We start from the raw sequence: 25,557 nt of genomic DNA on the forward strand, positions 1-25,557 counted from the left end.
TTTGATACGTATAGCACGAAAAAATTTAGCCTTATGGGCAACAATTGGTGCAGTTTTCTTTTTATTAATCCAAGTTTCGTGTGACCTATACTTGCCGACAGTTACCGCCGACCTTGTTAATCGAGGAATTGTGCAAAAGGATATGGGCGTAATTTGGAATGAAGGAATTAAGATGCTGATTGTAGCTGCGATTGGATTAGTGGCAGCAGGATTAAACGTTTATTTTGCGGCGACCCAATCAATGAAGGTGGGTGAAAAGCTACGAAGCCAGATCTATCATAAGGTTTTACGTTTCTCGAATCGTGAAATGGATGAGTTTGGCGATTCATCTTTAATTACGCGGTCAACCAATGATATTGTGCAGATTCAAAATGTCATGGTGCAAATGCTTCGGATGATGCTCCAATCACCTGTAATGCTTGTTGCAGCCTGTGTTTTAGCGTATGTTCGAGAACCGCAACTAACTAAAGTGTTTTTTATTAGTTTGCCAGTTTTAGCGATTATCGTCATGGCAGTTATGTACTTTGCGGTTCCGTTATTCAAGAGCATTCAGAAAAAAACTGATCGCATTAACTTAATCTTTCGGGAAGGGCTAACAGGAGTTCGAGTTATCCGTGCTTTTCGGCAGGAAGAGCGGGAACAAAACCGTTTCAAAAAAGCAAACGAGGACTACACGCAAACCGGAATTAAGGCCTTTACAATTGTTTCGACATTATTCCCAGTAGTAACGCTTATTTTAGGAATGACAAATGTTGCCATTATTTTACTGGGTGGCCATCTTGTAGCTAATATGAGCATGCAAGTAGGGGATTTAATTGCCTTTATGACATATGCCACTCAGATTATGATTAGCTTTATGATGCTTTCAATGATCTTTGTCTTTGTTCCACGAGCATCGGCATCTGCTACTCGGGTTAATGCGGTTCTAGATCAGCCGATCAGTATTCATAATGCACCGGAAAAAGATCAAGAAAAGATTTCGATTAATCAACCGGCCTCACTTGAATTTAAGAATGTTGATTTTCGTTTCCATGGGGCGGAAAGATTGGCCTTGCATGACTTGAACTTTAAAGTTACAGCAGGTCAGACTTTAGCGATTATTGGAGGGACCGGTTCAGGTAAATCAGCTTTGGTTAACTTAATTCCGCGGTTGTTTGATATTGAAAGCGGGGAGATTAAAGTTGATGGTGTCCCAGTTAAAAAGCTAAGTCAGCATAATCTGCATGAGGTTATTTCTATTACCCAACAGCAAGCGGTCCTTTTTAGTGGGACTATTCGGTCTAACCTTCAATTTGGGTATGAGGAAGCAACGGATAAAGAAATGTGGCATGCACTTGAAATTGCGCAAGCGGCAGATTTCGTCCGTGAAGAAGGCGGATTGGACGCAATTGTTGAGCAAAACGGAAGTAATTTTTCTGGTGGTCAACGCCAACGGTTAGCGATTGCTCGAACAATTATTAAGCCCGCATCGATTTATGTTTTTGATGACTCATTCTCGGCTTTGGATTTTGAAACTGATGCAAAACTCCGGGCGGCCTTAGCAAAAGACCCACAAATTCAACGTGCCGTAACGGTTATCGTAGCTCAGCGAATCTCTACTGTTGTTGATGCTGATCAAATTATTGTGCTTGATGAAGGACGAGTAGTTGGTCAAGGGACTCACCAAGAATTAAAAGCACATAATGAAACTTACCAACAAATAATTAAGTCACAAGTCGAGAAAGGGGATGTTGATCGTGCGTAGAGGACCACGAGTACCTGAACAGGCTCAACACTTTTGGCCAACCACAAAGCGATTAATTGCCTACTTACGGCCATGGCGAGTTGGGGTTATTGTTTCAATTCTCTTAGCTGTTATTTCTGTTATTTTATCAATCTTAGCACCAAAAATTCTTGGTGAAGCTACTACGATCATTTATGACGGAATGCTTAAAGGGTATGCAGAAATGAAAGCTGGTGCCCACTTAAGCACCCTTCCAATTAACTTTACCCGGATTTGGCAAATTGGAATTACCGTCATTTTGCTTTATTTGTTCTCTGGACTATTTAGTTTCCTCCAGTTACAAATTATGACACGGGTATCGCAACGTGTTGTTTACAATTTGCGTCAAGACTTTGAAGAGAAAATGCGCCGGGTGCCAATTAAATATTACGATACTCATAATAATGGGGACATTATGAGTCGAATGGTTAATGATATGGACAATATTGCGGGAACTCTCCAGCAAAGTTTGATTCAAATCATTACGAGTTTGTTAACGCTTGTTGGTGTTTTTATTTTAATGCTTACGATTAGTTGGAAATTAACAATCATTGCCCTTGTCACAATTCCGCTTAGTATTCTGGTAGTTGCTTTTGTTGCCCCAACTTCACAACGGCTATTTGGTCGTCAGCAAGCTGCTTTGGGAAAAATTAATGACCAAGTAGAAGAAACATACGCTGCTCATACGATCGTGCGGACATTTAACAAGGAACAAGATGAAGAAGAAAAGTTTAATAAAGAGAACCATCAGTACTACCAAGCAGCATGGAAAGCACAATTTTTCTCTAGCTTAATGATGCCAATGATGGTCTTTATTCGGAATCTTGGGTACCTTGTTGTCGTGGTTGTTGGAGCGATTCAAGTTATTCATGGTCAGATTACTCTTGGTAATGTGCAAGCATTTCTGCAATATACCAATCAGTTTTCTCAACCAATTGCCCAAATTGCGAATTTAAGTAACACCATCCAACAAACAATTGCTTCGGCAGAACGTATTTTTGCTGTTTTGGATGAACCAGAGATGAGTGATAAGGTTGAAGATATTCCATCCCTTACTGGAAAGGATATTCCGAAAGTTGAATTCAAGGATATTAAGTTTAGCTATACTGATGAACCGCTTATTCAAGACTTTAACCTTAAAGCACCGCGAGATAAGATGGTCGCCATTGTTGGCCCAACCGGAGCAGGGAAAACGACCATTATTAATCTTTTAGAGCGGTTTTATGATCCGCAAGGTGGCCATATTTATCTTGATGGGAAAGATACTCGTTCAATGACTCGTGATACCTTACGTAAGCATATTGCGATTGTTCTTCAAGATACTTGGCTCTTTACTGGGACGATTTTTGAAAATATTAAGTATGGGAATGAGAATGCATCGGACGAAGAAGTCTATCATGCTGCTAAGATGGCCCGGGCGGATGCTTTCATTCGTGAACTGCCTGATGGTTACCAAACGGTCTTAGACGAGTCCGCTTCTAATATTTCACAGGGACAGCGACAATTATTAACGATTGCACGGGCATTTTTAGCTGATCCGGAAATTTTAATTCTGGATGAAGCTACTAGTTCTGTTGATACCCGAACAGAAGTCTTGATTCAAGAAGCGATGAATGCTCTGCAACAAGAACGGACGAGTTTTGTTGTAGCTCACCGTCTATCAACGATTCGGAAGGCTGACCAGATTGTCGTGGTTAATCATGGGAAGATTATCGAAACAGGTAACCATGAATCATTAATGAATAAAAAAGGTTTTTACGCTAATCTTTATAATAGTCAGTTTGCTGGAAATAATTAAAGAAAAATGGGCTAGCTTGTGGTTTTTACCATAAACTAACCCATTTTTTATTATTGTTTTACAAGTTCTTATCGATTTGGAATGTTAACTTAGAAAGTTCGAGTCCGTTCATTACTAACTCAGCCATTAAAGCTTTTGTTCGTTTAGCCATTTCGGCAACCATTTCATGCGTCTTTGAACTTAGGAAAGCACTGACTTCAGAAGATGACATCCCCTTAACCTGTGGAGCAACTTCATTGACCCAGCGGTAGAGATATTCACGGGCATCTTTGAGATAATCCAAGTCGGCCTTAGAAAATTCTGCATGGTGTGATTCGACAATCATTGAAAGCGCCCGATACATCCAGTAAGCACTCTTTAAATCCATATTAAGTTTCTCTGGTGTTTCACGATAGCTTACATCGATATCTTCAGCATTACCAAAGAATGGAACATATGGGGTAAAGGTAGGAATACCAAAGCTCATCCACATAATCGTTGAAGCAGCTTCCGGTAAGTCATTACGAACCTGAAGAACGTGGGAATTTTGCGTCCGGTTTAGTGAAATTGGCCGGAACATATGCTTTTGCTGGTCGGTACCTTCATGGCCTAGTGGATCGTAAGGGGTTCCTTGGTAGTGGCTACTAAGGATCTTTTCCACGTCTTCAAGGGTAATTCGATGATCCGTTTGCATAATAAATGGAATATCAAAATCAAGCGGATCAAATTCAGTTTCCGGATTTAACACCTTATGACCATACCATTGGCGTGGAGTGTTGTAGTGTTGATCAAAAATATCAGCAGTTCCGAAAATATGACGGAAATTCCATTCGTACTTGTCTGGGTTAAGGTGGTTCTTTGAAACAAATTCTTGAATTCCATCAGACCACATAAAGTTAGCCTTATCATTAAAATCAACTTGTTGAATGGCAATTCGATTTCCAGTAACAGCGTATGCATCATCTGGAATCCGTTGTGCAACCCAGTGATGTCCGGTAACGATTTCCATGTACCAAACATCATCTTTGTCACTGAAAATAACCCCGTTTCCTTCTGCAGAACCGTATTTAGCGATTAATTTACCGAGGTAAGCAACCCCATCGCGTGCACTATCGATGAAGGGGAGGGTAACGGCGACGATAAGGTCTTCATTAATTCCTGTTTCAGTATTAAGCGGATCACAGGCTAAAACCCGTGCATTAGCATAAACGCTTTCTGTGGCGCTCATCCCAACGTTCTTTTCATTAAAACCACTTTCGTCAAAGACTCCTTCAGTTTTGTAGTCGACATTAGGAGTGCCTTGGTAACGGTAGCCATCAGCAGGCCGGTCAATCACACACTTATTTAAATAAGCTTTAACTTGATTGGGGTGATTATGGTATGCCGGATAAGTTACAAAACGTTGTGGTGTAAGTGGAGCGAAAGTATCATCGTTCCGCGCTGCCATGGTTGAACCGTCAATTGTAGCATTACGACCTACAAGGACAGTCGTACAAGCAGATAGATTTTTCTTCATTTTTTCAGGACCTTTCTATAATGACCTTAAATAAAACTATAGTAATAAGTTTAGTCTTCACACCTAGGGAGGTCAATCAATGGAAAACTACTTTTGTTCTAAATCAGCAAAAGTTGCATGAACTAATCCAGCTAAGTCTTCAGCATTTAGTTTAACCGATCGACCAAGTTTCCCAGATGAAACATAAATTTCGCCTTGTTCTTTTGCTTCAGTATCAATAAAAATCGGATATTGAAATTTTTCATAGATTCCTACAGGCGTGTTAGCACCATGAACATACCCTGTTGTCTTTAACAAGTTTTTAAGCGGAACCATATTAACTTTTTTGTTGCCGGAAACTTTAGCTAATTTCTTTTCGTCAAGGTGAGTATCGACGGGGATGACTCCGACTAAGGGGCCAGTCACATTACCAGTAAGAACAAGGGTTTTATAAATAATATGTTCATCAATGCCGGTGTGGTCAACGCTCATTGAACGGACATCGCCATCTTGATGCGTCGGAAATTCAGCTTGCTCATATGGAATATTATTTTTATCTAAGATTTGTTCCACCTGCGTTTTTTTCATTTTACTTTTTTTATTCTTTTTACTCATAAGAAGATCATCTCCTAAATTTATCTGGGTCGCACCAATATTTTACAAAAAGATCCCAATTTAAAATAGGTCTGCTATACTTAAAGTGTATCATTAAAATTCGAATTAAATAAATCCGAGGAGTTAATTAGATGGCAGACTTAGTATATCGCTCAGTGATGCGTGATATAAAACAAAAAATTTTAGGCAATGAATACCCCGGAATGCGGCTACCGGACGAACGAAGCTTAAGTGAGATTTATGAGGTAAGTCGAAGTTCAATCAAACGAGCACTAGGTGTATTGGCGCAAGAAGGAATTATCTTCAAAAAGCGCGGCTCGGGAACATTCATTAATCCGCTCTACCTAAAAAATCAGTCCTTATTTCATTATGAGGGGAGTAATTTGGGAGTTACGGATAGTTTCCGTGCTGATGGGAAGAAGCAAGGGATTAAGTTGCTTGATTACCAGGTTGTTCCCGCAAATAAGGATGTACAAGAAGAGTTGTTCCTCAATGATAATGACTTTGTTTACCAAATCAAACGGTTACGGCTAATTGATGACCAACCTTTTATGATTGAAACTGGTTTTATCCCGATTAAGATTACACCAACCTTATCTCCTGAAATTGTTAACGGCTCTATTTTTAATTATCTTGAGGATAAGATGGGAAAACGAGTTACCAAGTCATTCATGACCATTGGCGTATCACCATCAGATAAACAAGACCAAGAATTATTAAAGTTAAGCTCGATAGAACCGGTGGGCATAATTGATGGAATCTTCTTTTTAGATGATGGAACACCATTTGAAGTTTCAAATATGCGCATTCACTATAAATACATGAAATATAGTACTTTTGTTAGCTTAGACCAGGAAGGCTAATATTAATTTAAGTTCATTAGATTGTCATAAGTTTGCGCAATATAACCGTAGAATGTGGCAAATGGTGTTAGACTAAAGATGTTAGCCGGTTTGCAAAACTAAAGAGCGGCTTAAAATTATTAATTTTTTATAATTGGACCGTATCAATTTGTAAAAAGGTTGACTTTTTGAAAAAACAGTTTATCATTAACATTGTAAATTTAATGATTTACGTTATGTTGTTAGAAAGCACAGGACGTATTGATTTATATAGAAGGAGTGTTTATTAGATGGCAGTAGATTACGATTCCAAGAAATACTTGGAAAGTGTTGATGCTTACTGGCGTGCAGCTAACTACCTTTCAGTTGGTACATTGTACTTAATGGGTGATCCATTACTTCGCCAACCATTAAAGGCAGAAGATGTTAAGCCTAAGCCAATTGGTCACTGGGGTACTATTGTTCCTCAAAACTTCATTTACGCACACTTGAACCGTGTAATTAAGAAGTATGACCTTGATATGTTCTACATCGAAGGTTCAGGTCACGGTGGCCAAGTTATGGTTAACAACTCATACTTGGATGGTTCATACACTGAAATTTATCCTGAATATACTCAAGACACTAAGGGAATGGCTAAGTTATTCAAGCACTTCTCATTCCCAGGCGGTACTGCATCACACGCTGCACCTGAAACACCAGGTTCAATCCACGAAGGTGGGGAACTTGGTTACTCACTTTCACACGGTGTTGGTGCTATCTTAGATAACCCAGAAGTTATTGCCGCTGTTGAAATCGGTGATGGTGAAGCTGAAACTGGTCCATTAATGGCATCATGGTTCTCAGACAAGTTCATTAACCCAATCAAGGATGGTGCGGTATTACCAATCATCCAAGTTAACGGATTCAAGATTTCTAACCCTACTATCCTTTCACGGATGAGCGACGAAGAACTTACTAAGTACTTCGAAGGTATGGGTTGGAAGCCATACTTTGTTTCAGCTTACAAAGAAGCTGACCGTGATGGTGAATTCAAGGGTTACAAGCCTCACATGGAAGTTCACGAAGAAATGGCTAAGACTTTGGACAAGGTTGTTGAAGAAATCAAGGCTATTCAAAAGAACGCTCGTGAAAACAATGATAACTCATTACCACAATGGCCAATGATTATCTTCCGTGCACCTAAGGGTTGGACTGGTCCTAAGACTGACCTTGATGGTAACCCAATTGAAAACTCATTCCGTGCACACCAAATTCCAGTTCCAGTATCCCAAGATGACATGGAACACAAGGACATCCTTGTTGACTGGTTGAAGTCATACAAGCCAGAAGAATTGTTTGACGAAGATGGTCACCCGGTTGCTCTTGTTGAAGAGAACACACCAGAAGGTAACCGTCGTATGGCTATGAACCCTATCACTAATGGTGGTATCGATCCTAAGCCACTTGTATTGCCAAACTACCGTGATTTTGCTGTTGATGTTCAAAATCCTGGTTCTGTTGTAAAGCAAGACATGCTTGAATGGGGTAAGTACCTCAACAAGATGGCTGAATTGAACCCAACTAACTTCCGTGGATTTGGTCCTGACGAATCTAAGTCAAACCGTCTTTACGCATTCCTTGATGGTCAAAAGCGTCAATGGATGGAAAGTGTCCACGAACCAAACGATGAAGATGTGGCTCCACAAGGTCGTATGATCGATTCACAACTTTCAGAACACCAAGCTGAAGGATTCCTTGAAGGTTACACATTAACTGGTCGTCACGGATTCTTCGCAACTTACGAAGCATTCGGTCGTGTTGTTGATTCAATGCTTACTCAACACATGAAGTGGTTACGTAAGGCTAAGGATCTTTACTGGCGTCACCAATACCCAGCATTGAACTTTGTTGATACTTCTACTGTATTCCAACAAGATCACAACGGTTACACTCACCAAGATCCAGGTCTATTGACTCACTTATTTGAAAAGGAACGTCCAGACCTTGTTAAGGAATACTTGCCAGCAGATACTAACTCATTAATGGCTGTATCTAACAAGGCATTCCGTAACCAAGAATGCATCAACCTCTTCGTAACTTCTAAGCACCCACGTGCACAATGGTTCTCTATTGATGAAGCTACTCAATTGGCTGACAATGGTCTTGGCTACATTGACTGGGCATCTACTGACCAAGGTACTGAACCAGATGTTGTATTTGCATCTTCTGGTACTGAACCTACTGAAGAAGCTCTTGCAGCTATTGACATTCTTCATGACAACTTCCCTGAATTGAAGATTCGTTACATCAACATCATCGAAATTATGCGTTTGATGAACACTGACAAGAACCCTGAAGGTTTAACTGATGCTGAATTCAATAGTTACTTCACTACTGACAAGCCAGTTATCTTTGCATGGCACGGATTCCGTGACATGATCCAAGCATTGTTCTTCGATCGTGCTAACCGTAACGTTCACATTCACTCATACGAAGAAAATGGTGATATCACTACTCCATTCGACATGCGTGTATTAAACGAACTTGACCGGTTCCACTTAGCTAAGGACGCTATCCAAAGTGTTCCTGGTTACGAACAAAAGAGTGCTGCATTTGTTGCCAAGATGGACAACATGATCAACAAGCACAACCACTACATCCGTTCAGAAGGTAAGGACTTACCAGAAGTTACTAACTGGACTTGGAAGGGTCTTAAGTAATCAGCTACTGATTGCTAATTAAACACTTAATAAATTAAGAAAAGAGATCGAGTTTAACTCGGTCTCTTTTTGTTTGGAAATATAAAGATTGGTTAACTTGCCTTACTTGTAAACCCTTTAAAATAAGAATAGACTTTAAATGAAGGTAATATTATTTTTGTTATAAAGGATAGAAGGTGGAGCTTATCAATACGAAAAAGAAAAATCCTAAAAAGTTATCGTTTATTTCAATTTACTTTTTAGGTATTAATGGTGTTATTGGTTCAGGTGCTTTTTTGCTACCACAAGTTATCTATAAGGATATGAATTTAGCAAGTGTCCTTGTCTTACTCTGTGCAGCGATTACGGTTAGCATGGTTGCATTATGTTATGCAGACCTTTCTAGTCGGTTTACCGGGTCGGGCGCGGCATGGCTTTATTCCTATAATGCATTTGGTCGATTTACTGGCTATGAGCTCGGCATCTTTACATGGTTTCTGGGATGTTGTACTTTATCTGCCGAAGTGGTAGCTTTGTTGACAACTCTCCGAAGCTTTTTGCCGATTTTTAATACTCATTGGGTTTACTATGTTTCTGTTTTTGGCTTAATTTTATTGTTCTCAATTATTAATTTCTTCGGCCGGACGCTTGTTAAGTTGGTCGATAACCTCTCTTCAGCTGCAAAAATGATTACGATTCTTGCTTTTATTATTATTGGCGTTTTTTGTATTCATTTTGCTAATTTTTCACCGGTAATTCCTCATGCAGCAACCACCGGAGCAATGCCGCTTGCCAAACATTTTGGAGCAGCTTTTAGTGTTGTTTTCTATATGTTTACCGGCTTTTCCTTTATTCCAATTGCCGCAAAGCAAATGACTGATCCGGAGAAAAATATTCCGCGCGTGTTAATCGCCGTAATGGTTAGTGTAACGATTATGTATTCGCTAATGATGCTGGTAGCAATCGGTATTTTGGGAACTAGGATGTCAAAATATAGTACGCCAATTGCAAATGCCTTTGGAACTGGTGTCGGTAAATGGGGATACATTTTAGTAATTGTGGGAATGTTAATCAGTATTTTCGGGGTGGCATTTGCGGCCTCCTTTAACACTCCGTCATTAATTTCCTCACTAGCGAATGAACACGCGATGTTGCCAAAGTGGGTTGGTAAAAAGAACCGCCATGATGCACCCTGGGTAGCAATCATCCTGACAGCCGTTGTTTCAATGTTATTAGTTACGCAATCTTACCTCTTTCTTGTTTCTTGTATTGTGCTTGCTTCGTTTGTTCAATATGTTCCGTCCATTTTAGCGGTAATTAAGTTTAAACATACTAATGAATTTCCTAATCATGGGTTTAAGCTTCCCGGAAAATATATCATTCCAGTGCTGGCACTCTTAATCTCATGCTACATGGTAACCAATTTCACAATTAAGACGATCACAGTTGGGGTTGTAGTTGCCATCCTAGCCGCGGTTTCTTACTTCTTTGTTAAGGTGGATGAGAAACACGAGGCACACCACCGTGCAATGTTGGAGAAATTAAAACACTAAGTCAAACAGTGTATAATAGGCGAGAGGTGGTTTGATGGAAATAACAATCAAACGAGATGGTCTAAAACTATATGGCCTTCTTGAGGGAACAACGACGATTAAAAACGATACGGTTGCGATTCTGATGCATGGTTTTAAGGGCAATCTGGGATATGATGATTCTAAAATTTTGTATGCTCTTTCGCACTATTTAAATCAACAAGGAATTCCAACGTTACGCTTTGATTTTGATGGGACTGGTCATAGTGATGGTGAATTCAAGGATATGACAGTTTTCAGTGAAATCCAGGATGGAATGAAAATCATTGACTATGCTCACACCACTATGCAAGCAAAGAAGATTTACCTTATTGGTCATTCGCAAGGTGGGGTAGTTGCTTCGATGCTGGCGGCTTATTATCGCGATATTATTACAAAACTGGTACTGTTGGCACCTGCCGCAACCTTGAAAGATGATGCGCTAAAAGGAGTCTGTCAAGGAAGTCAATATGACCCTAACCATATACCAGAAACGGTTGATGTGCATGGCTTTACCGTTGGCGGCGACTACTTTCGAACGGCGCAGCTTTTACCAATTTATGAAACAGCACAGCATTATAGTGGACCGACACTGCTAATTCATGGGTTAGCTGATAATGTAGTTTCCCCGGAAGCTTCAAAGAAATATAATGTGATCATGCCTAACAGTGAGTTGCATTTAATTCCTGAAGAAGGGCATATGTTTAATGGCTCACGACGCCAAGAAATTTTGGAACTGGTAGCTAACTTTTTGAAAAATTAGTTTTAAAGGGACTGTGACATAAGCCAAGTTATTTTCACAAAAGACAAATGGCGCAGTACAACGATGGCCTCCAACGCCCGGTAAAAAAGCCGAACATTGGAGGCCTATTGTTGCTTGCGGGGGCACCCAGAGGCTAGCTTCGCGTCGAAAAACGAAGTCACGAGTCGCTCCCTTTGCTTAAAATATACTCCTGTCTGGATGATTATTTCATGGTATAATTTAGCGTCAGAGTCAACCACCACTGACTAAAGTTAGTGGCTTGTGAGCCGAAAACCCTCGTGGATTTCAGACCACAATTTGCGTAGATAGGGACAACTTATTTGATCAACCGAAGTTATAATCAAACAGTGGTCGTCTAATTACCAACGCCTTTTATGTCCCCAGGTTGCCATAGGGACAGATAAGCTAAGCTAGTTTAACTATTCCCTTATCAAGAATATTTTTAGCTGCGTTCCAGTCACGAATATGGTGAGTACCACAGTTAGGACAAGTCCATTTTCGGTCAGCTAACGTTAGTTTGTCCGTGCCATTAGTACCCATCACAAAGCCACAATTGTGACATGTTTGGGTAGTATTTCTTGGGCTGATTGTAATAAATTGACGACCATACAAATCTGCTTTATAAGCTAACATGCCGAGAAAGGAACGCCAGCCAACGTCAGAAATACTAAGCGCTAAAGCATGATTCTTGAGCATGTTCTTACTACACAACTCCTCAGCTACTACTAAATCGTGGTTCTTGATTAATGCAGTAGAGATTTGTTGGAGAAAATTATGTCTTTGGTTCATTACTTTGGCATGGAGTTTGGCAACTAACAAGCGTTGCTTTTGGTAATTTTTACTATCGCGTAAAGAACGATGTTCTTTTTTGACACGCCGTTGCCGTCTAGATAAAATACGCTGTTCTTTGGCTAATTTGCCTTTAATAGTGCGATAATATCGTGGATTAGGAACTGTGTTACCGTCACTATCGGTTAAGAAATTATCAGTATTAAGATCAATTCCGATATGTCCGTGATTAGCTTGGGACACTTTAACAAAAGATTCATCTGAAGCTAGTTGCATTGATAGAAAGAAGTGATCCGCTGGATCTTTAATCAATGTCACAGTACCAATTCTAGTCTCACACATTCTCTTCAAAAGACGTGCTTGAGAACCGGCAACCCGTAACAGTCCGATTTTAGGGACTTTGACATGGCTATTATCTAGAAAACAGACTGTACCGTTAGTTAGCAACGCAAGCTTTTGCCCTGGGTATTGACAATTGGTTTGATAACGCCAGCGATAACTCTTTCGATGAAATTTAGGAACACCAGCGGTGTGGACCTTCCGAAAAGCATTCCAAGCTTTCCGATAGTTCTGAATGGCATTAGCTTTCGCCAAACTGTCAATTCGTTTATCTTCTAAAAATTGATAGTGATTAGACATTTGTTTAGCGTTTTGGCGCATAGTTAGTTGTTTAATACGATCCTGAACTGTGTCAATCGGTAATTTAACTCTGCGAAGTTGCATTAGTTCCTTACCGATCGCAACCATTTCGTTATAGATAAAGCGACTAGCGTCACTATTAACTTTAATCAACTGCTTTTGTTGGTCACTAGGATAGCAACGCATTTTCAGACCATAATGATATTGCATTTTTGCCATTGACTTCATTTAATTTCACCTTCTTTGTTGATATAATGACATTATATCATATGTCAATGATGATAAATATAGAGGTAAATAAAATGAGTAAAGATAAAATCAAAGATGCAGTATATACCAGACGATATATCTATAATTTCCATTTCCATCTAATTTGGGTTACTAAATATCGTCATAAAACTTTTACTACTGATGAGTTATCAAACGAAATGAAGGAGATCCTATGGCAAGTAGCCGAGGATAACGAAATTGTAATCGAGAAAATGGAAGTTATGCCTGACCATGTTCATGTCTTAATTAGCTTTCCGCCTAGCAAGGCACCGACTAGTGCCATCAAAGCGCTCAAAGGCAGAAGCGCCTTTATTTTCTTACGTCGACACCCGGAAATTCGGCAGTCCCAATCCTGGAGTGGTCATTTATGGTCGCCTAGTTACTACATGAGCACGTTAGGTAATATGAGTAAAGAAGTTGTCGAGAAATATATAAACGATCAAAAATACAATGAAATGAACAAAGCTCCTTACGGAGCTTGATAGGGCCTTCCATCCCATGACTAGAGTCACGGGATTTCCGGCTGAATATCATTAAATTGAGAGAAAAGGAATGAGTGATTAACTATGAGCTCAATTAAAGCAGCGTGTAAACCCTACTTGGTAATTGGGTCGCTAATTTTTGGAATGTTATTTGGGGCAGGAAATTTAATTTTTCCTGTGCATTTAGGACAATTAGCTGGTAACCAGTGGATAGCAGCAACGGGTGGATTCTTGCTTTCTGGTGTTCTTTTACCGCTATTTGCATTACTAGCGATTAGTATTACACATGCAAATGGATTATATGAACTAGCTTTACCAAATGGGAAAAGGTTTGCCCTTATTTTCCTTGTCCTGGTTCAAATAATTATTGGACCTTTATGTGCAACCCCGCGTACGGCAACTGTTCCTTATACGATTGGAGTTGCGCCATATTTAAGTAAAGGGATGCAAGGTTGGGGATTATTAGCCTATACCGGAGCATTTTTTCTAATTGTTTACTTTTTTGCAACGCGTGAGGGAAAAATCACCGAAATAATTGGGAAGGTTTTAAATCCGATTTTCCTTATTATGTTATTTTTGATCTTTCTTCTCGCCTTTATTCATCCAATGGGAAGTACAACTACTCCCCAACCAACTCCAGAATATATTAATCATGCCTTTAGTAATGGTTTTATTCAGGGATATAACACTGTTGATGCATTAGCAGCATTGGTTTTTGGCGTTACGATTATTACCGCAATCCGCCAACTTGGTTTTAAATCTCAACAATCAGTTTCACTCGCTACTACCAAGGGTGGAATGATCGGGATTTTGGGAATTGGGATTTTGTATATCGGACTAATTTATTTAGGAACAACGAGTCGGCACCAATTCACAATCGCAGCTAATGGGGGAACAACATTAAATCAAATTGCTCATTATTATATGGGAGATTTTGGAAATGTATTATTGCTAACCCTTGCGACAATCACGTGTATGACAACGGCGATGGGGTTAGTAGTTGCTTTTGCTCAGGACTTTCATTATCGTTTTCCCCAGATTTCTTATAAAGCCTTTTTACGGGGTAATTGCCTATTGTCATTTCTAGTTGCTAACATGGGATTAGATCGGATCGTTTCATGGTCGATACCAGTTTTAATGTTCCTTTACCCGTTAGCCATTGTGTTGATCCTACTAGGTATTTTTTCGCCCCTATTCAAGGGAGCTTCGTTAATTTACCGAATCACGACAGGTATAACAATGATTCCTGCGTTTTTTGATATGGTAAATGCTTTCCCACCGGTTTTACGGGATACCACATTTAGCATGTCATTAATTCATTTTGCAGAAAAATACTTTCCCTTGTACCAACTTGGCTTTAGTTGGTTGCCTTTTACCCTGGTGGGCTTATTCATCAGTATTTGTATATGGTACCCTCAGCAGCGGAGTCGTGTATAATATAAGAAAGATGAGGTGAGGAGTTATGCAACGACAGTATTTGAGTATTGATATTGGTGGGACAGAGATAAAGAGTGCTTTAATTGATCACTCTGGTAATATTTTTGAGAAAAATCATGTCCCAACTCCTCATCAAAAAGAAGCATTTCTGGCTGCAATCTTTGCTGTTGTGGAGCCGGTTTTAGACAGGGTTACTGCGATTTGTGTCAGTCTTCCAGGAGTCGTCAATCCGGCGACGGGAGAGGTAAAGTTTACTGGTGCCCTTGGCTTTATGGGGACCTTTAACTTTGCGGCCTATCTAGAATCACGAGCTCATTGCCCAGTATATGTTGGTAATGATGCTAATTGTGCGACATTGGCGGAAATGTGGCTTGGCAATCTCAACGGTATCAGTAATGGCGCTGTAATTACATTAGGAACTTCAGTTGGAGGCGGGATTGTTATTAATAACCAGCTCTTGCACGGACCACATTTTCAGGCCGGTGAATTAAGTGCCATGATCATTGATAATGATGCGCCTGAACTTCACTATTCGACAATGGGAGCTACTACTTCAGCAGTTAAGATGATTGAAACCATGGCTGATATTTGTGATATTAAGGATAAAACTGATGGCCGGCGAGTATTTAAAGAAATTAATCGTCATAATCCAGTTATTTGGTCCTTATTTGAAGGTTTTTGTCGGCGAGTAGCTGTTTTGATTTTAAATATCCAGACAGTTGTTGACCTTGAACGTGTGCTCATTGGCGGTGGCATTAGTGCCCAAAAAATTTTAATTGATGAAATAAAGAAACAATTTATGATTCTGCAAAAGGGTGATTACCGTCTTCATGATGATGTCACGATGCCAGAAATAATGACCGCAAAGTTTGGCAATGAAGCTAATTTATTAGGTGCATTGTATGGATTGCTATTGACAATTGAATGAAAAAAGAGAGTGAGTGGGAATTAACCTTCTCGACAAGGCGGTGGGCTAAGGATAGAACGGGGATTAGCACGGCACGGGCTGATTAGCGTTCGAACTTAGCCTCGAGCCTTGTGGCGACGCGAAGCTAGTTCCACGATATCTTAAATAATGTTCGTATAAATAAAGAGGCTGTTGAAAAAACGAAGTTTTTTCTCAGCCTCTCTCTTTATCAACAACCTATTTTCTATACGGATAATGCGCCATTGCTGGGACTTCATTCCATGGAACGGGGAAACCAGCACCATGCGCACAGAAAACGGAATCAGGAGTGTTTTCTAGGTCAGCAACCGGATCATAATTAACATCTCTAATAATATCTTCAGCATTATGACATGGATAATAGCCAGCAACAACAAGCTCGAGTTGACCCTGGCCGTGAGTGTAGGCGCGAACGCTTTGGGCGTAGTCGCGCATGCCCACAACAGGAGCGGTTCCCGTAATCAGGGTTAAGTCTTGACTATTAGCTTCATCAAGCTCGAACGTACCATGCATTTGTTGAATGTCATTAATTGCGCGTCCTACTTGGTCATTCGGGACTTTAAGGTGGAAAGCATACCAAGGCTCTAATAATTGACATTCGTTTTGTTCCTTCAATTCCATCAATCCTTGGCGAACCGCTCGCCAACTAGCCTGACGAAAATCTCCACCAACTGTATGTTTAATATGGCCGCGACCACCAATGAGGGTGATTCTGACATCGGTAAGGGGAGCTCCTGTAAGAACCCCTAAATGTTCTTTGGCCTGTAAACTAGTTAAGATCTGGTGTTGCCAATTGCGATCCAGGATATCAAGACTGCAATCACTGCTAATTGTAATTCCAGAGCCTTGTTTTCCCGGTTCTAAAAGAAGGTGGGCTTCGGCATAGTGACGTAATGGTTCAAAGTGACCGACCCCTTCAACTTTGCTAGTAATCGTTTCTTGATAGAGAACGTTTCCCTCATCAAATGTAACTTCCAATTGGTAACGTTCTTGAAGCAATTGTTGCAGGATCTGAAGTTGAACTTCTCCCATAATTTGAACGTGGATCTCTTGGATGTGAGGATGCCAAGAGATCTGTAGTTGTGGATCTTCATCTTCAAGCTCTTTTAAGGCGTTGAGACAAGCATGAAGGTCCTCTTTATCAACTTTAACGGCATAGTTTAAGACTGGTTTTATGACTGGTGCCGGGAGTGGCTTTGTTTTACCAAGACCAAGTCCAGGGGATGTAGAAGTTAATCCAGTAAGAGCACCGACTTGACTAGCACTTAAAACCTGACTCGGGGTAAATTTAGCCCCGTTATATATTCGAATTTGGTTCACTTTTTCTTCATTTAACAAAACTGATTTAGCTGGAATTTTGCCACCGAATACGCGAACCCAACTAAGTCTGTTGCCCTTGTCATCATGGGAAATTTTAAATACCCGCGCCGCAAACTCATCAGAAAACGCAGGCGTAACAGTCCATTTCTCAAGTCCCTTTAAGAAATTAGTGATTCCAGTTAACTTTAGGGCTGCTCCACTATAACAGGGGAACACTTTACGTTGTTTAATCAATTGTTGAATTGTTTGATCGCTAAGACTGCCAGTACTGAGGTAGTTTTCTAAAACTGTATCATCCTGCATGGCGATTGTTTCACGAACTTCATCAGTTAATGGATCAGCAAAATCAAGGCAAGCCGGCGAAAATTCTTTTTGCAGTTGCTCGATAACACTGCTAGGATCAGCACCAATCACGTCTTCTTTGTTAATGAAAATGAAGGTCGGGATATCATAACGCGCAAGAAGATCCCATAATGTGCGCGTGTATCCCTGAATACCATCGGTGGCTGAAACGACAAGAATTGCATAATCAAGAACTGGTAAGACTTGTTCTGTTTGACTAGCAAAATCGACGTGTCCCGGAGTATCGAGAAGGGTAAGCGCAAGGTCATTGTAGGTTAGTTCAGCTTGATGGGTAAAAAGAGTGATTCCGCGCTGTTTTTCGAGCGTATTAGGATCTAAAAAAGCATCTCCATTATCTACGCGGCCTAGCTTTCGAATAGCGCCGGTTTCATACATGAGGGCTTCGGTTAAAGTCGTTTTTCCAGCATCGACATGAGCAACGATGCCAGTAACAATTTGTTTCACCGTTTTTTCACCTAGTTAACATGGTCGTTTTTGCGAACAACAAGAACATCACATTTTGCCATCCGACTAACATAGTGGGTAACAGAGCCGAGAACAAAGCGTTCAAGACCAGATACACCAGTCGCACCGAGAACAATCAAGTCGGTGTTGTGATCTGACGGAAATTCATGGGCAATAACACGTTTTGGATTTCCAAACCGGATATGAACGTTAACGTCTTCAACCCCCGCATCGACCGCACGTTTTTTCAAGTCATCGAGTCGTTCCTTGGTGGTTTTAACAATATTATATGTTTCTTCGTTGCTAAGGGCCGCATTGCTATAGCCATCTGTTAGTTGCGTTACTTGAACAATCCGTAAGATATCAAGGCTAGCATGATTCCGTAGTGCAGAATCAATGGCACTTTCTAAGACGTTACTAGTAATTTTTGAGCCATCGACAGCAACTAGAATGTGTTTGTATGGATAAATTTCTGTCATAATAGACACCTCCGAAAGTTTATACCTTTATTATAAAATGTTTTCGCCCTAAAAAGATGTAAAAAAGAAAGTATTTTTTGCTTTGTCGATAATATATTGCAAACGCTTACTAAAAGACGTACACTACAATTGGATGACTAAATGACAAAAGTAAAGTTTTAGTCTATTTATGTTGATGTTTTTATAAGAGGGTGCTAGTTATGCGTTATGTTTCAATGACTTCTCATAATATTGGAATGAATTTAGCTACAGAACAATATTTAATGAATAATAAGGATTTTGGAAAAGAGCCTTTAGTACTATTTTATTATGAAGAACCATGTATTATTGTGGGTCGGAACCAAAATACGCTTGAAGAGATTAATCATGATTATGTAAAGGAACACAATATCCGGGTAACCCGTCGTTTATCAGGCGGTGGTGCTGTTTATCAAGACTTAGGGAACCTCTGTTTTAGTTTTGTGGTCCCAAGCGATAGTGAGGAATTTGGTGACTTTAAATCGTTTACCCAGCCAATTGTTAATGTTCTTCATCAAATGGGCGCTACCAGTGCAGAGGTCAGCGGTCGTAATGACATTTTAGTTGATGGTAAGAAATTCTCGGGAAATGCGATGTATTCACGTAATGGAAAGACGTTTTCCCATGGAACGTTAATGCTTGACGTTGACTTAAGTGTCGTCGCGGATGCCCTTCACGTAGCAAAAGATAAGATTGCTTCAAAGGGGATCAAATCCGTTCGATCACGAGTTACGAACCTTCGTCCATACTTGGATGAAAAGTACCAAGATATTGATGTGCCAACATTTAGGGATGAATTGATAAAGGGTCTCTTCCATGTTGACGACCTTGAAGAGATTAAGGATGAGCAATACGTGGTTACTCCCGAGGATCAAAAAGAAATTGATAAGATCTATGAGCAGTACTATAACAACTGGGATTGGGTCTATGGTAAGTCGCCAGAATTTACGGTTAAGCGGCGGAAACACTTTGATATGGGGACAATTGATGCCCGCTTTGATGTTAAAGATGGCGTAATCAAAAATGTGAAATTCTATGGCGATTTCTTTGGCCCACAGGATATTAACCAATTAGCAGAAAAGCTCCAAGGGGTTAAGTATGACCATGATGAAATTGCTAAAGTCCTTGAAGCGGAAGGAACCCAGCAATATATTACGGGAATTCCAACTGCTGAAGTAGCTGATTTACTCGCATAATTGAGCTTTTTAACTTAATTTAGTAAAATGAGGAGTGTAATTAATCGTTACATTCCTTTTTCGTTAATTAAGGAATGTAAAAATATTGGTCATCCGCGGGGATAGCAAAAAAGAAAGTTGGCAAAATAAATGAAAAATAATGAAAAAGTTGTTATTGTAACATCAGTAGCAGCAGTAATTGCATTAGTCCTTGATGCTTTTATGTTTGTTCAGCATGGCCACTCGCTGACATCATCATCTGTATGGCCGCGGCTGCTCCTCTTTATCGTTTTAGCAATCATTGTTAACGGATTATCGTTTTTAAAGATGCGCTTTTGTGGATATGCAACGATTTTAGTAAATCTTTATTTTGCAATTGCTAGTTTAGCCGCATTTCAAATGGTAAGTCCACGAGAAAGTGCATACGGATTATTTATTCAAGCACTAAGTATTGTTGGAATTTTAGTAGGAGCTGCTGGTGTTTATTATGGTGCAAAACAGCGTGCAGACTATACAAAAGCTAAAATTGAAAAAATGAAGGAGCAAATGAAAAAATGAAGATGTCAGTAGCTGATTATTTGTCACAGTTGACGAGCGATCAGGTTGTGACAGAAGAAGTTGAAAAAACTGCTGCCCAATCACAGCAAAAAACAGTATTAACAACTGCAATTAATTTTATGATTGAACAGCTTGATACGGGACACCTTGGTCAATATAAGATGAATATTAAAATGAAAAAAGGTGATCCAGTTAGCTTTCGCTTAGAAACCAACCTAATTAACATACCGATGGATGAGGCAGAGCGATTAGATGTTAAATTATTGGATAAAGAGATCGAGTACCCTGTTAATCTTTATTTAGTAATGGAGAGTGAAGATATTAATAAAACGGGATTGCGGATCGATGAATTAGCAAATGAAACCGATCAAAGCGGAAAGACAACTGATTTGGTTACTAAAGCTCAAGAATGGGTAGCCGAACACCTTGCAGATATAATGGAAGCAAGAGCATAAGAGTTGCATCAATGAGTCAAATATGTTAGATTATAATTTGCGATGAGTCGAGAGGTCTGGTAGCGACCCTAAGAGCTACCATTGACATTTTGACAAGTGGGACACATTAACTCACCGGATTGTGAGGTGTCCAGTTAATCGGCCATGTGGACAGTGCTGATTGACTTGAGATAGTATCAATACACAGAAAATAAAGAGGTTATTAAAAACTTTGTGTTTTTTAATAACCTCTTTATTATTTTGTTGACAACTTCTTCTAGATACTTTATTATATGTTTAAATCTTTGAACACGTTTCGGGGAGGAAAGAACAAAATGAGTAAAAAAACGATGAAACTTTTGGCTGAGAGTGCACCAATATTTAATATGCTACAAGATGACAATCGTCAACAGATTTTATTGCTTTTATTCGATAAACATGCACTTTCAGTAACAGAATTAACAGACCAACTTTCGCTATCACGTCCAGCGGTCTCTCACCATTTGAAATTATTACTTGATGCAGGACTAATATCATTTCAGAAAAATGGAAAGGAAAGAATATACCGCTTGAATTTAGAACCTTCTTATAATTTATTAAAGTCACTGTTAAATTCTTTAGAACATGACATGAAGATGATGTCCTAATTAAGCATCATTTTATTTTTTGGTTTATATGTTCAAATGTTTAAACCAATGAAAGGAAGAGAGAAATGAGTTATAAAAATCAAGACATGTGGAAAAGAATCCAAAACTATCTACCAGTTGAATATCAACTTACGGAAGCGACCTTACCCAAGGAGGAGTATTGGAATTGGCATGGAAATCAAATTCATTTAGATACTTATCGCAATGATAAAGCACCGGCCAAAGTTATCCTTCTTCATGGTGTTGGTACAAACGGCAGACAAATGACGACCGTTTTAGGTCACCCGTTGAGCCTGGATGGATTTGAAGTAGTGGCAATCGATATGCCCCTTTATGGCGAAACTAAAATAGTTCAACCAACACCAATTTCGTATAATGATTGGGTACAATGCGGAAGTGATTATATTGATTATGAATTAAAGCGAGATAATCGGCCAATCTTTTTATATGGATTATCGGCTGGTGGAATGGAAACTTATCATATTGCTGCTAAAAATAAAAAGGTTAAAGGGATTATTGGAATGACATTCTTAGACCAACGATCCAAAGAAGTTCGCATGACTACTACTAATAATGCTTTTTGGGGAAAATATGGAACGGCTTTAGCACAATTAAGTACTCAAATAGGCTTGGGCGGCTTTAAGATGAAAATGAGTATTCCTTCCAAAATGAAAGCCTTGGTTAATGATGAAGAATGCTTAAAAGAAATGTTAAGCGATCGGACCTCGGCGGGTGCTAAGGTAAGTATGAAATTTATGGCATCATATATGACATATGTACCAGAAATTAAGCCAGAAGATTTTGATATTTGTCCGGTGATTTTAACACAGCCAGAAGCAGATCGCTGGACACCACAAAGACTATCAGATCCATTTCTTGCTAAAATAACTCATGTACCGGTACAAAAGACAGTTTTAAAAAATGGTGGCCATTATCCTATTGAAAAAGAAGCATTGGACGAATTACACCAGAATGCGTTAAATTTCATTAATAATAATTTAGAATCATAAAAAAAGATGAACATTATGAGGAAGATTGTCCTGATTAGGGTTCATCTTTTTAATTTTCGATAGATAAAGCCAAGCCAAGGTAATAGCGTAATAATCGCAGTTACAAATAGTAGCCCAAGATGACTAACCGATAGATGATCAAGGTCGGCATAAAGATAATAAGTTGGAAATAGCTTTTGAACATTAGTAAAAAAATCAATAAAAGAATTAGCTGGTAGGAGGTGTTTCCAAGGAGTAATAAAAGTTGCGATTATAAATAGGATTGGGGTTCCAGCAGCATCGACAGTTGGTGCGTCAAAGGAAAGCCCAATTGCAAACCCGATCACGCTTAGATATATTCCGATGATATTGGTTAACAAAATACTAGTGATAGTAATGAAGTTGAACTCGATAGTATGAAGGAAAATAGCAAGAATCATAATTACGAGGGTGATGAACAAATTGATGATGACTTGGGTAATTAATTGCGAAAATAAATAGTTCCACAGAGAATAGTGACTAATGTGCGATTGAAGAATGTAGAAGTCCTTATTACTGCAAATCCGTTTGCTGAAAGTAACGATTGAATTACCGAGTATTCCCATCAGAAGAGCAAGCAAGAGTAAAGCGAGCTGGAAGTTGCCAGTGGCGGGGAGGGATGTACTAGCAACTTGAATCATAAACACATACCAAATACCTGGCAGGAGAATAGTAAAAAGAAAGAAACGACGATTGCGTAAAACTTGTTTTAGTTGAATTGCTATGATACTCATAAGAAAGCTCCTAACGATTATGTTGACGATACCATTGTTCGATTGTTTGATTATGTTGGTGGATTTCCTTGACAGGGATGTCTTGAGAGATTTGGCCATCTTTAAGGAGCAGAACACGGGAAAAGAATTTATCAATTTGATTGAAATCATGAGTAATAACTAAAATACTTCCCGAAACCTTTTCAATAAAATGCCAAAAATAGTCAATTGATTCTAAATCCATCCCAACAGTCGGCTCGTCTAGGATCAAAAGCTTGGACTGACGGAGGACACTAAGCAAAAGCGAAAGGCGGCGTTTTTGTCCACCTGATAATTTCGCAATAATTGTATTTTGCTGGGATGATAGTTTAAATTGATCAAGAAGATAATTGATTCGTTGTTTTGAATCAACCTTAGTTATGGCGGCTGTCAAGATAATCTGCTCTTTAACTTTTAGGGTCGGAATTAAAATATTTTCTTGGGACATGATATTTAAAGAATCATTTTTATTAAAATACCATTTAACAGTACCTTCGTTGGGTTGCAAAGCACCTTCAATTATCTTTACTAAAGTTGTTTTACCAGCGCCGTTACTACCAAGAAGGGCAATGCGTTCATTATTATGAATAGTTAAATCAAGGCTGTTGAGAACTGGTGAGTTAAAAGTTTTAACAATATTATTAAGTTTTACCAGTGGTTGATTAAAGTCGTTTGTTCCCAAGATAAGGCGGTCTAATGAAACCTTAAAAACTTTAGCAAGCAAAATCAGCTTATCGATGCTTGGTTCAGCATCCCCATTTTCCCATTTGGAGACGGCTTGGCGGGAAACGAATAGACGCTTAGCCAGTTCAGCTTGTGATAGTTGTTTTTCAGTCCGCAATTTGAGCAGTTGATGCGGGAAAGAGTACGACATAGTAAAAAGCTCCTTTTCAAAATCTATATTTAGAATTTAATTGGATCTGCTTAAAAGGTCAATAGAATCCTTAGATAACAACAATTGCTCACCTCGCTACTATTAGTTGCATATAAATTTCCCGGGAAATAAAAAAGCACAGATAGAAAAATCCATCTGTACTCAAAGTTAAGATTAATAATTGCGCATCCCCGTATATTTTTTGCTCAGGACGATGACTAGTATTGTTGCAAGGAGCCCATAGACTGCGCCAACGTAACCGAGGTTTTTCATGGCAGTGAAGGTAACAGCCTGAGAGGCAGTAAAAGAGCCTAGTGAAATACCAATATTAGCAAAAATTGAGTTTAGAGATGAAGCTAAGTCAAGTGATTGAGGATATTGTTTTTCGGCAATATCAAGGAACATTAATTGGGTGGAAGAACCATAACATGAAAAGGCAATACATAAGACAGCTACAATAATAATGGCACCCCACTTGAATGGTAAGACGGGACCAAAGATGAGAAATAAGACTGTCATTGCCGCGTAGATTCCACTGAGACGATGAATTCCGCCACGGTCAGCTAGATAGCCACCAAATTTATTACCAATAATAAAGAAGATTCCCATTCCGAATAAGAGCCAGTTCAACCAAGTATTATCAAAGCCCATTTCGTTAGTGATTAAAGGACGAATATAGGTATAAATTGTGTAGTCAGCCGCACAAATAGCAACAATGAAACTAACACCGAGAATGATTCGTGAATCCTTAAATAACACAAACTGCTTGCTAAGGGTACTCTTAAATTGAGGCGTATCACGTGGGACGAGCCAAATCAAGGCGACAAAAACAATGATCGTAATTCCAGAAATCATCCAAAAACTGTCATGCCAAGTAAGGGTGGTGCTGATAACGGTTCCGATTGGAATGCCGATAACTGAAGCAATACTAAACCCAGCAAAAACCCATGAAACCAGGCTTGCTCTTTTTTCACGCGGCGCAACATAGCTCGCCATTACGAGGACCATTGAGATAATCGCACCGGCAACACTAGCAGTTAGAATCCGCGAAAGCAACATTGAAATAAAGTTTGGCGCCATCGCTGTCCACGTATTGCCGATAAAGAAGATGACCATGAGAACTAGTAAAACATGATGTCGTCGCCACCGATTTGCCATTGAAGTAATAATCGGAGTGAAAATAGCATAAACCAAGGCAAATACAGTTACAAGTAGGCCTAACTTACCAAGCGAATCATGGTATTCATGGGCAATATCAGGTAAAACGCCGACAATCATATATTCGTTACACCCAAGCATAAAGGCAACGAAGACAAAAATAATAGCTTGTAAACGATATTTCATAAAATGTACCCTCCCTAATAAATTAAACTCATCATACTGTAGCAAATTTCTG

The 25,557-nt window shown here is 39.4% G+C and carries 22 protein-coding genes; 14 read left to right on the forward strand and 8 right to left on the reverse strand.

The annotated features are described in order from the left end of the window. The first annotated feature begins 1 nt into the window (after nt 1). Complete coding sequence (locus LMB56_RS04500) at nt 2-1,744, forward strand: ABC transporter ATP-binding protein (RefSeq protein ID WP_229283891.1); 1,743 nt, start codon at nt 2-4, stop codon at nt 1,742-1,744. Further along, entirely contained in the window at nt 1,728-3,560 is a 1,833-nt protein-coding gene (locus LMB56_RS04505) for an ABC transporter ATP-binding protein (protein ID WP_229283892.1), read from the forward strand. The genes LMB56_RS04500 and LMB56_RS04505 overlap by 17 nt, the downstream gene beginning before the upstream one ends. 58 nt (nt 3,561-3,618) lie before the next feature. Here the strand turns inward: LMB56_RS04505 and LMB56_RS04510 are convergent, their stop codons facing one another. Next, a complete protein-coding gene (locus tag LMB56_RS04510) occupies nt 3,619-5,055 on the reverse strand; it encodes a C69 family dipeptidase (protein ID WP_229283893.1) in 1,437 nt (478 codons plus the stop codon). 87 nt (nt 5,056-5,142) lie between these two features. Continuing rightward, nucleotides 5,143-5,649 carry a Cys-tRNA(Pro) deacylase gene (ybaK, locus tag LMB56_RS04515; protein WP_229283894.1) on the reverse strand — a complete coding sequence of 169 codons (507 nt, stop codon included), beginning with the start codon at nt 5,647-5,649 and terminating at the stop codon, nt 5,143-5,145. Between the two features lie 131 nt (nt 5,650-5,780). Here ybaK and LMB56_RS04520 point away from each other — a divergent pair, with 131 nt between their 5' ends. The 4 genes from LMB56_RS04520 to LMB56_RS04535 all read left to right on the forward strand — a co-directional run bounded on the left by LMB56_RS04520 (nt 5,781) and on the right by LMB56_RS04535 (nt 11,506). Then, nucleotides 5,781-6,512 (forward strand): GntR family transcriptional regulator, encoded by a 732-nt coding sequence (locus LMB56_RS04520; protein ID WP_003669094.1) that lies wholly within the window; start codon nt 5,781-5,783, stop codon nt 6,510-6,512. Nucleotides 6,513-6,781: 269 nt separating this feature from the next. Further along, a complete protein-coding gene (locus LMB56_RS04525; RefSeq protein WP_019253774.1) occupies nt 6,782-9,193 on the forward strand; it encodes a phosphoketolase family protein in 2,412 nt (803 codons plus the stop codon). A gap of 176 nt (nt 9,194-9,369) precedes the next feature. Then, nucleotides 9,370-10,725, forward strand: a complete 1,356-nt coding sequence (locus LMB56_RS04530; protein ID WP_229283895.1) for an APC family permease — start codon at nt 9,370-9,372, stop codon at nt 10,723-10,725. Nucleotides 10,726-10,759: 34 nt separating this feature from the next. Next, nucleotides 10,760-11,506 carry an alpha/beta hydrolase gene (locus tag LMB56_RS04535; RefSeq protein WP_229283896.1) on the forward strand — a complete coding sequence of 249 codons (747 nt, stop codon included), beginning with the start codon at nt 10,760-10,762 and terminating at the stop codon, nt 11,504-11,506. 405 nt (nt 11,507-11,911) lie between these two features. Here LMB56_RS04535 and LMB56_RS04540 read toward each other — a convergent pair whose 3' ends face one another. Beyond that, nucleotides 11,912-13,162, reverse strand: a complete 1,251-nt coding sequence (locus LMB56_RS04540; protein ID WP_229283897.1) for an RNA-guided endonuclease InsQ/TnpB family protein — start codon at nt 13,160-13,162, stop codon at nt 11,912-11,914. A 74-nt stretch (nt 13,163-13,236) separates the two neighbouring features. On the opposite strand from LMB56_RS04540, the gene tnpA reads away from it, so the two are divergent. From tnpA to LMB56_RS04555, 3 genes are all read left to right on the forward strand, one after another. Further along, the gene (gene tnpA / locus LMB56_RS04545; RefSeq protein WP_011953568.1) at nt 13,237-13,686 is read left to right on the forward strand and encodes an IS200/IS605 family transposase; all 450 of its coding nucleotides are present in this window, start codon (nt 13,237-13,239) and stop codon (nt 13,684-13,686) included. Between the two features lie 84 nt (nt 13,687-13,770). Next, nucleotides 13,771-15,123 (forward strand): branched-chain amino acid transport system II carrier protein, encoded by a 1,353-nt coding sequence (brnQ, locus tag LMB56_RS04550; RefSeq protein WP_229283898.1) that lies wholly within the window; start codon nt 13,771-13,773, stop codon nt 15,121-15,123. A 25-nt stretch (nt 15,124-15,148) separates the two neighbouring features. Next, complete coding sequence (locus tag LMB56_RS04555; protein WP_229283899.1) at nt 15,149-16,051, forward strand: ROK family protein; 903 nt, start codon at nt 15,149-15,151, stop codon at nt 16,049-16,051. Nucleotides 16,052-16,267: 216 nt separating this feature from the next. On the opposite strand, the gene LMB56_RS04560 is transcribed toward LMB56_RS04555, so the two are convergent. Next, entirely contained in the window at nt 16,268-18,196 is a 1,929-nt protein-coding gene (locus LMB56_RS04560) for a GTP-binding protein (protein ID WP_229283900.1), read from the reverse strand. Nucleotides 18,197-18,207: 11 nt separating this feature from the next. Next, nucleotides 18,208-18,675 carry a universal stress protein gene (locus tag LMB56_RS04565; RefSeq protein WP_003664906.1) on the reverse strand — a complete coding sequence of 156 codons (468 nt, stop codon included), beginning with the start codon at nt 18,673-18,675 and terminating at the stop codon, nt 18,208-18,210. 200 nt (nt 18,676-18,875) lie between these two features. Between LMB56_RS04565 and LMB56_RS04570 the strand changes: the two genes are divergently transcribed. From LMB56_RS04570 to LMB56_RS04590, 5 genes are all read left to right on the forward strand, one after another. Continuing rightward, entirely contained in the window at nt 18,876-19,889 is a 1,014-nt protein-coding gene (locus LMB56_RS04570) for a lipoate--protein ligase (RefSeq protein ID WP_229283901.1), read from the forward strand. A gap of 129 nt (nt 19,890-20,018) precedes the next feature. Then, a complete protein-coding gene (locus LMB56_RS04575; RefSeq protein WP_003669993.1) occupies nt 20,019-20,426 on the forward strand; it encodes a hypothetical protein in 408 nt (135 codons plus the stop codon). Further along, a complete protein-coding gene (locus tag LMB56_RS04580) occupies nt 20,423-20,881 on the forward strand; it encodes a hypothetical protein (RefSeq protein ID WP_003669080.1) in 459 nt (152 codons plus the stop codon). The genes LMB56_RS04575 and LMB56_RS04580 overlap by 4 nt, the downstream gene beginning before the upstream one ends. Nucleotides 20,882-21,195: 314 nt before the next feature. Continuing rightward, the gene (locus LMB56_RS04585; protein ID WP_229283902.1) at nt 21,196-21,507 is read left to right on the forward strand and encodes an ArsR/SmtB family transcription factor; all 312 of its coding nucleotides are present in this window, start codon (nt 21,196-21,198) and stop codon (nt 21,505-21,507) included. Between the two features lie 65 nt (nt 21,508-21,572). Further along, a complete protein-coding gene (locus LMB56_RS04590) occupies nt 21,573-22,517 on the forward strand; it encodes an alpha/beta fold hydrolase (protein ID WP_229283903.1) in 945 nt (314 codons plus the stop codon). Between the two features lie 41 nt (nt 22,518-22,558). On the opposite strand, the gene LMB56_RS04595 is transcribed toward LMB56_RS04590, so the two are convergent. The 3 genes from LMB56_RS04595 to LMB56_RS04605 all read right to left on the reverse strand — a co-directional run bounded on the left by LMB56_RS04595 (nt 22,559) and on the right by LMB56_RS04605 (nt 25,505). Further along, nucleotides 22,559-23,269 (reverse strand): lantibiotic ABC transporter permease, encoded by a 711-nt coding sequence (locus LMB56_RS04595; RefSeq protein WP_229283904.1) that lies wholly within the window; start codon nt 23,267-23,269, stop codon nt 22,559-22,561. Between the two features lie 10 nt (nt 23,270-23,279). After that, nucleotides 23,280-24,161, reverse strand: coding sequence for an XRE family transcriptional regulator (locus LMB56_RS04600; RefSeq protein WP_153702832.1), 882 nt, complete (start codon nt 24,159-24,161; stop codon nt 23,280-23,282). Between the two features lie 174 nt (nt 24,162-24,335). Next, nucleotides 24,336-25,505: an MFS transporter gene (locus LMB56_RS04605; protein ID WP_020843368.1), complete on the reverse strand. Its 1,170-nt coding sequence runs from the start codon at nt 25,503-25,505 to the stop codon at nt 24,336-24,338. Between the last annotated feature and the right edge of the window lie 52 nt (nt 25,506-25,557).

The organism is Limosilactobacillus reuteri (assembly GCF_020785355.1).
Classification (GTDB): Bacteria; Bacillota; Bacilli; order Lactobacillales; family Lactobacillaceae; genus Limosilactobacillus; species Limosilactobacillus reuteri_I.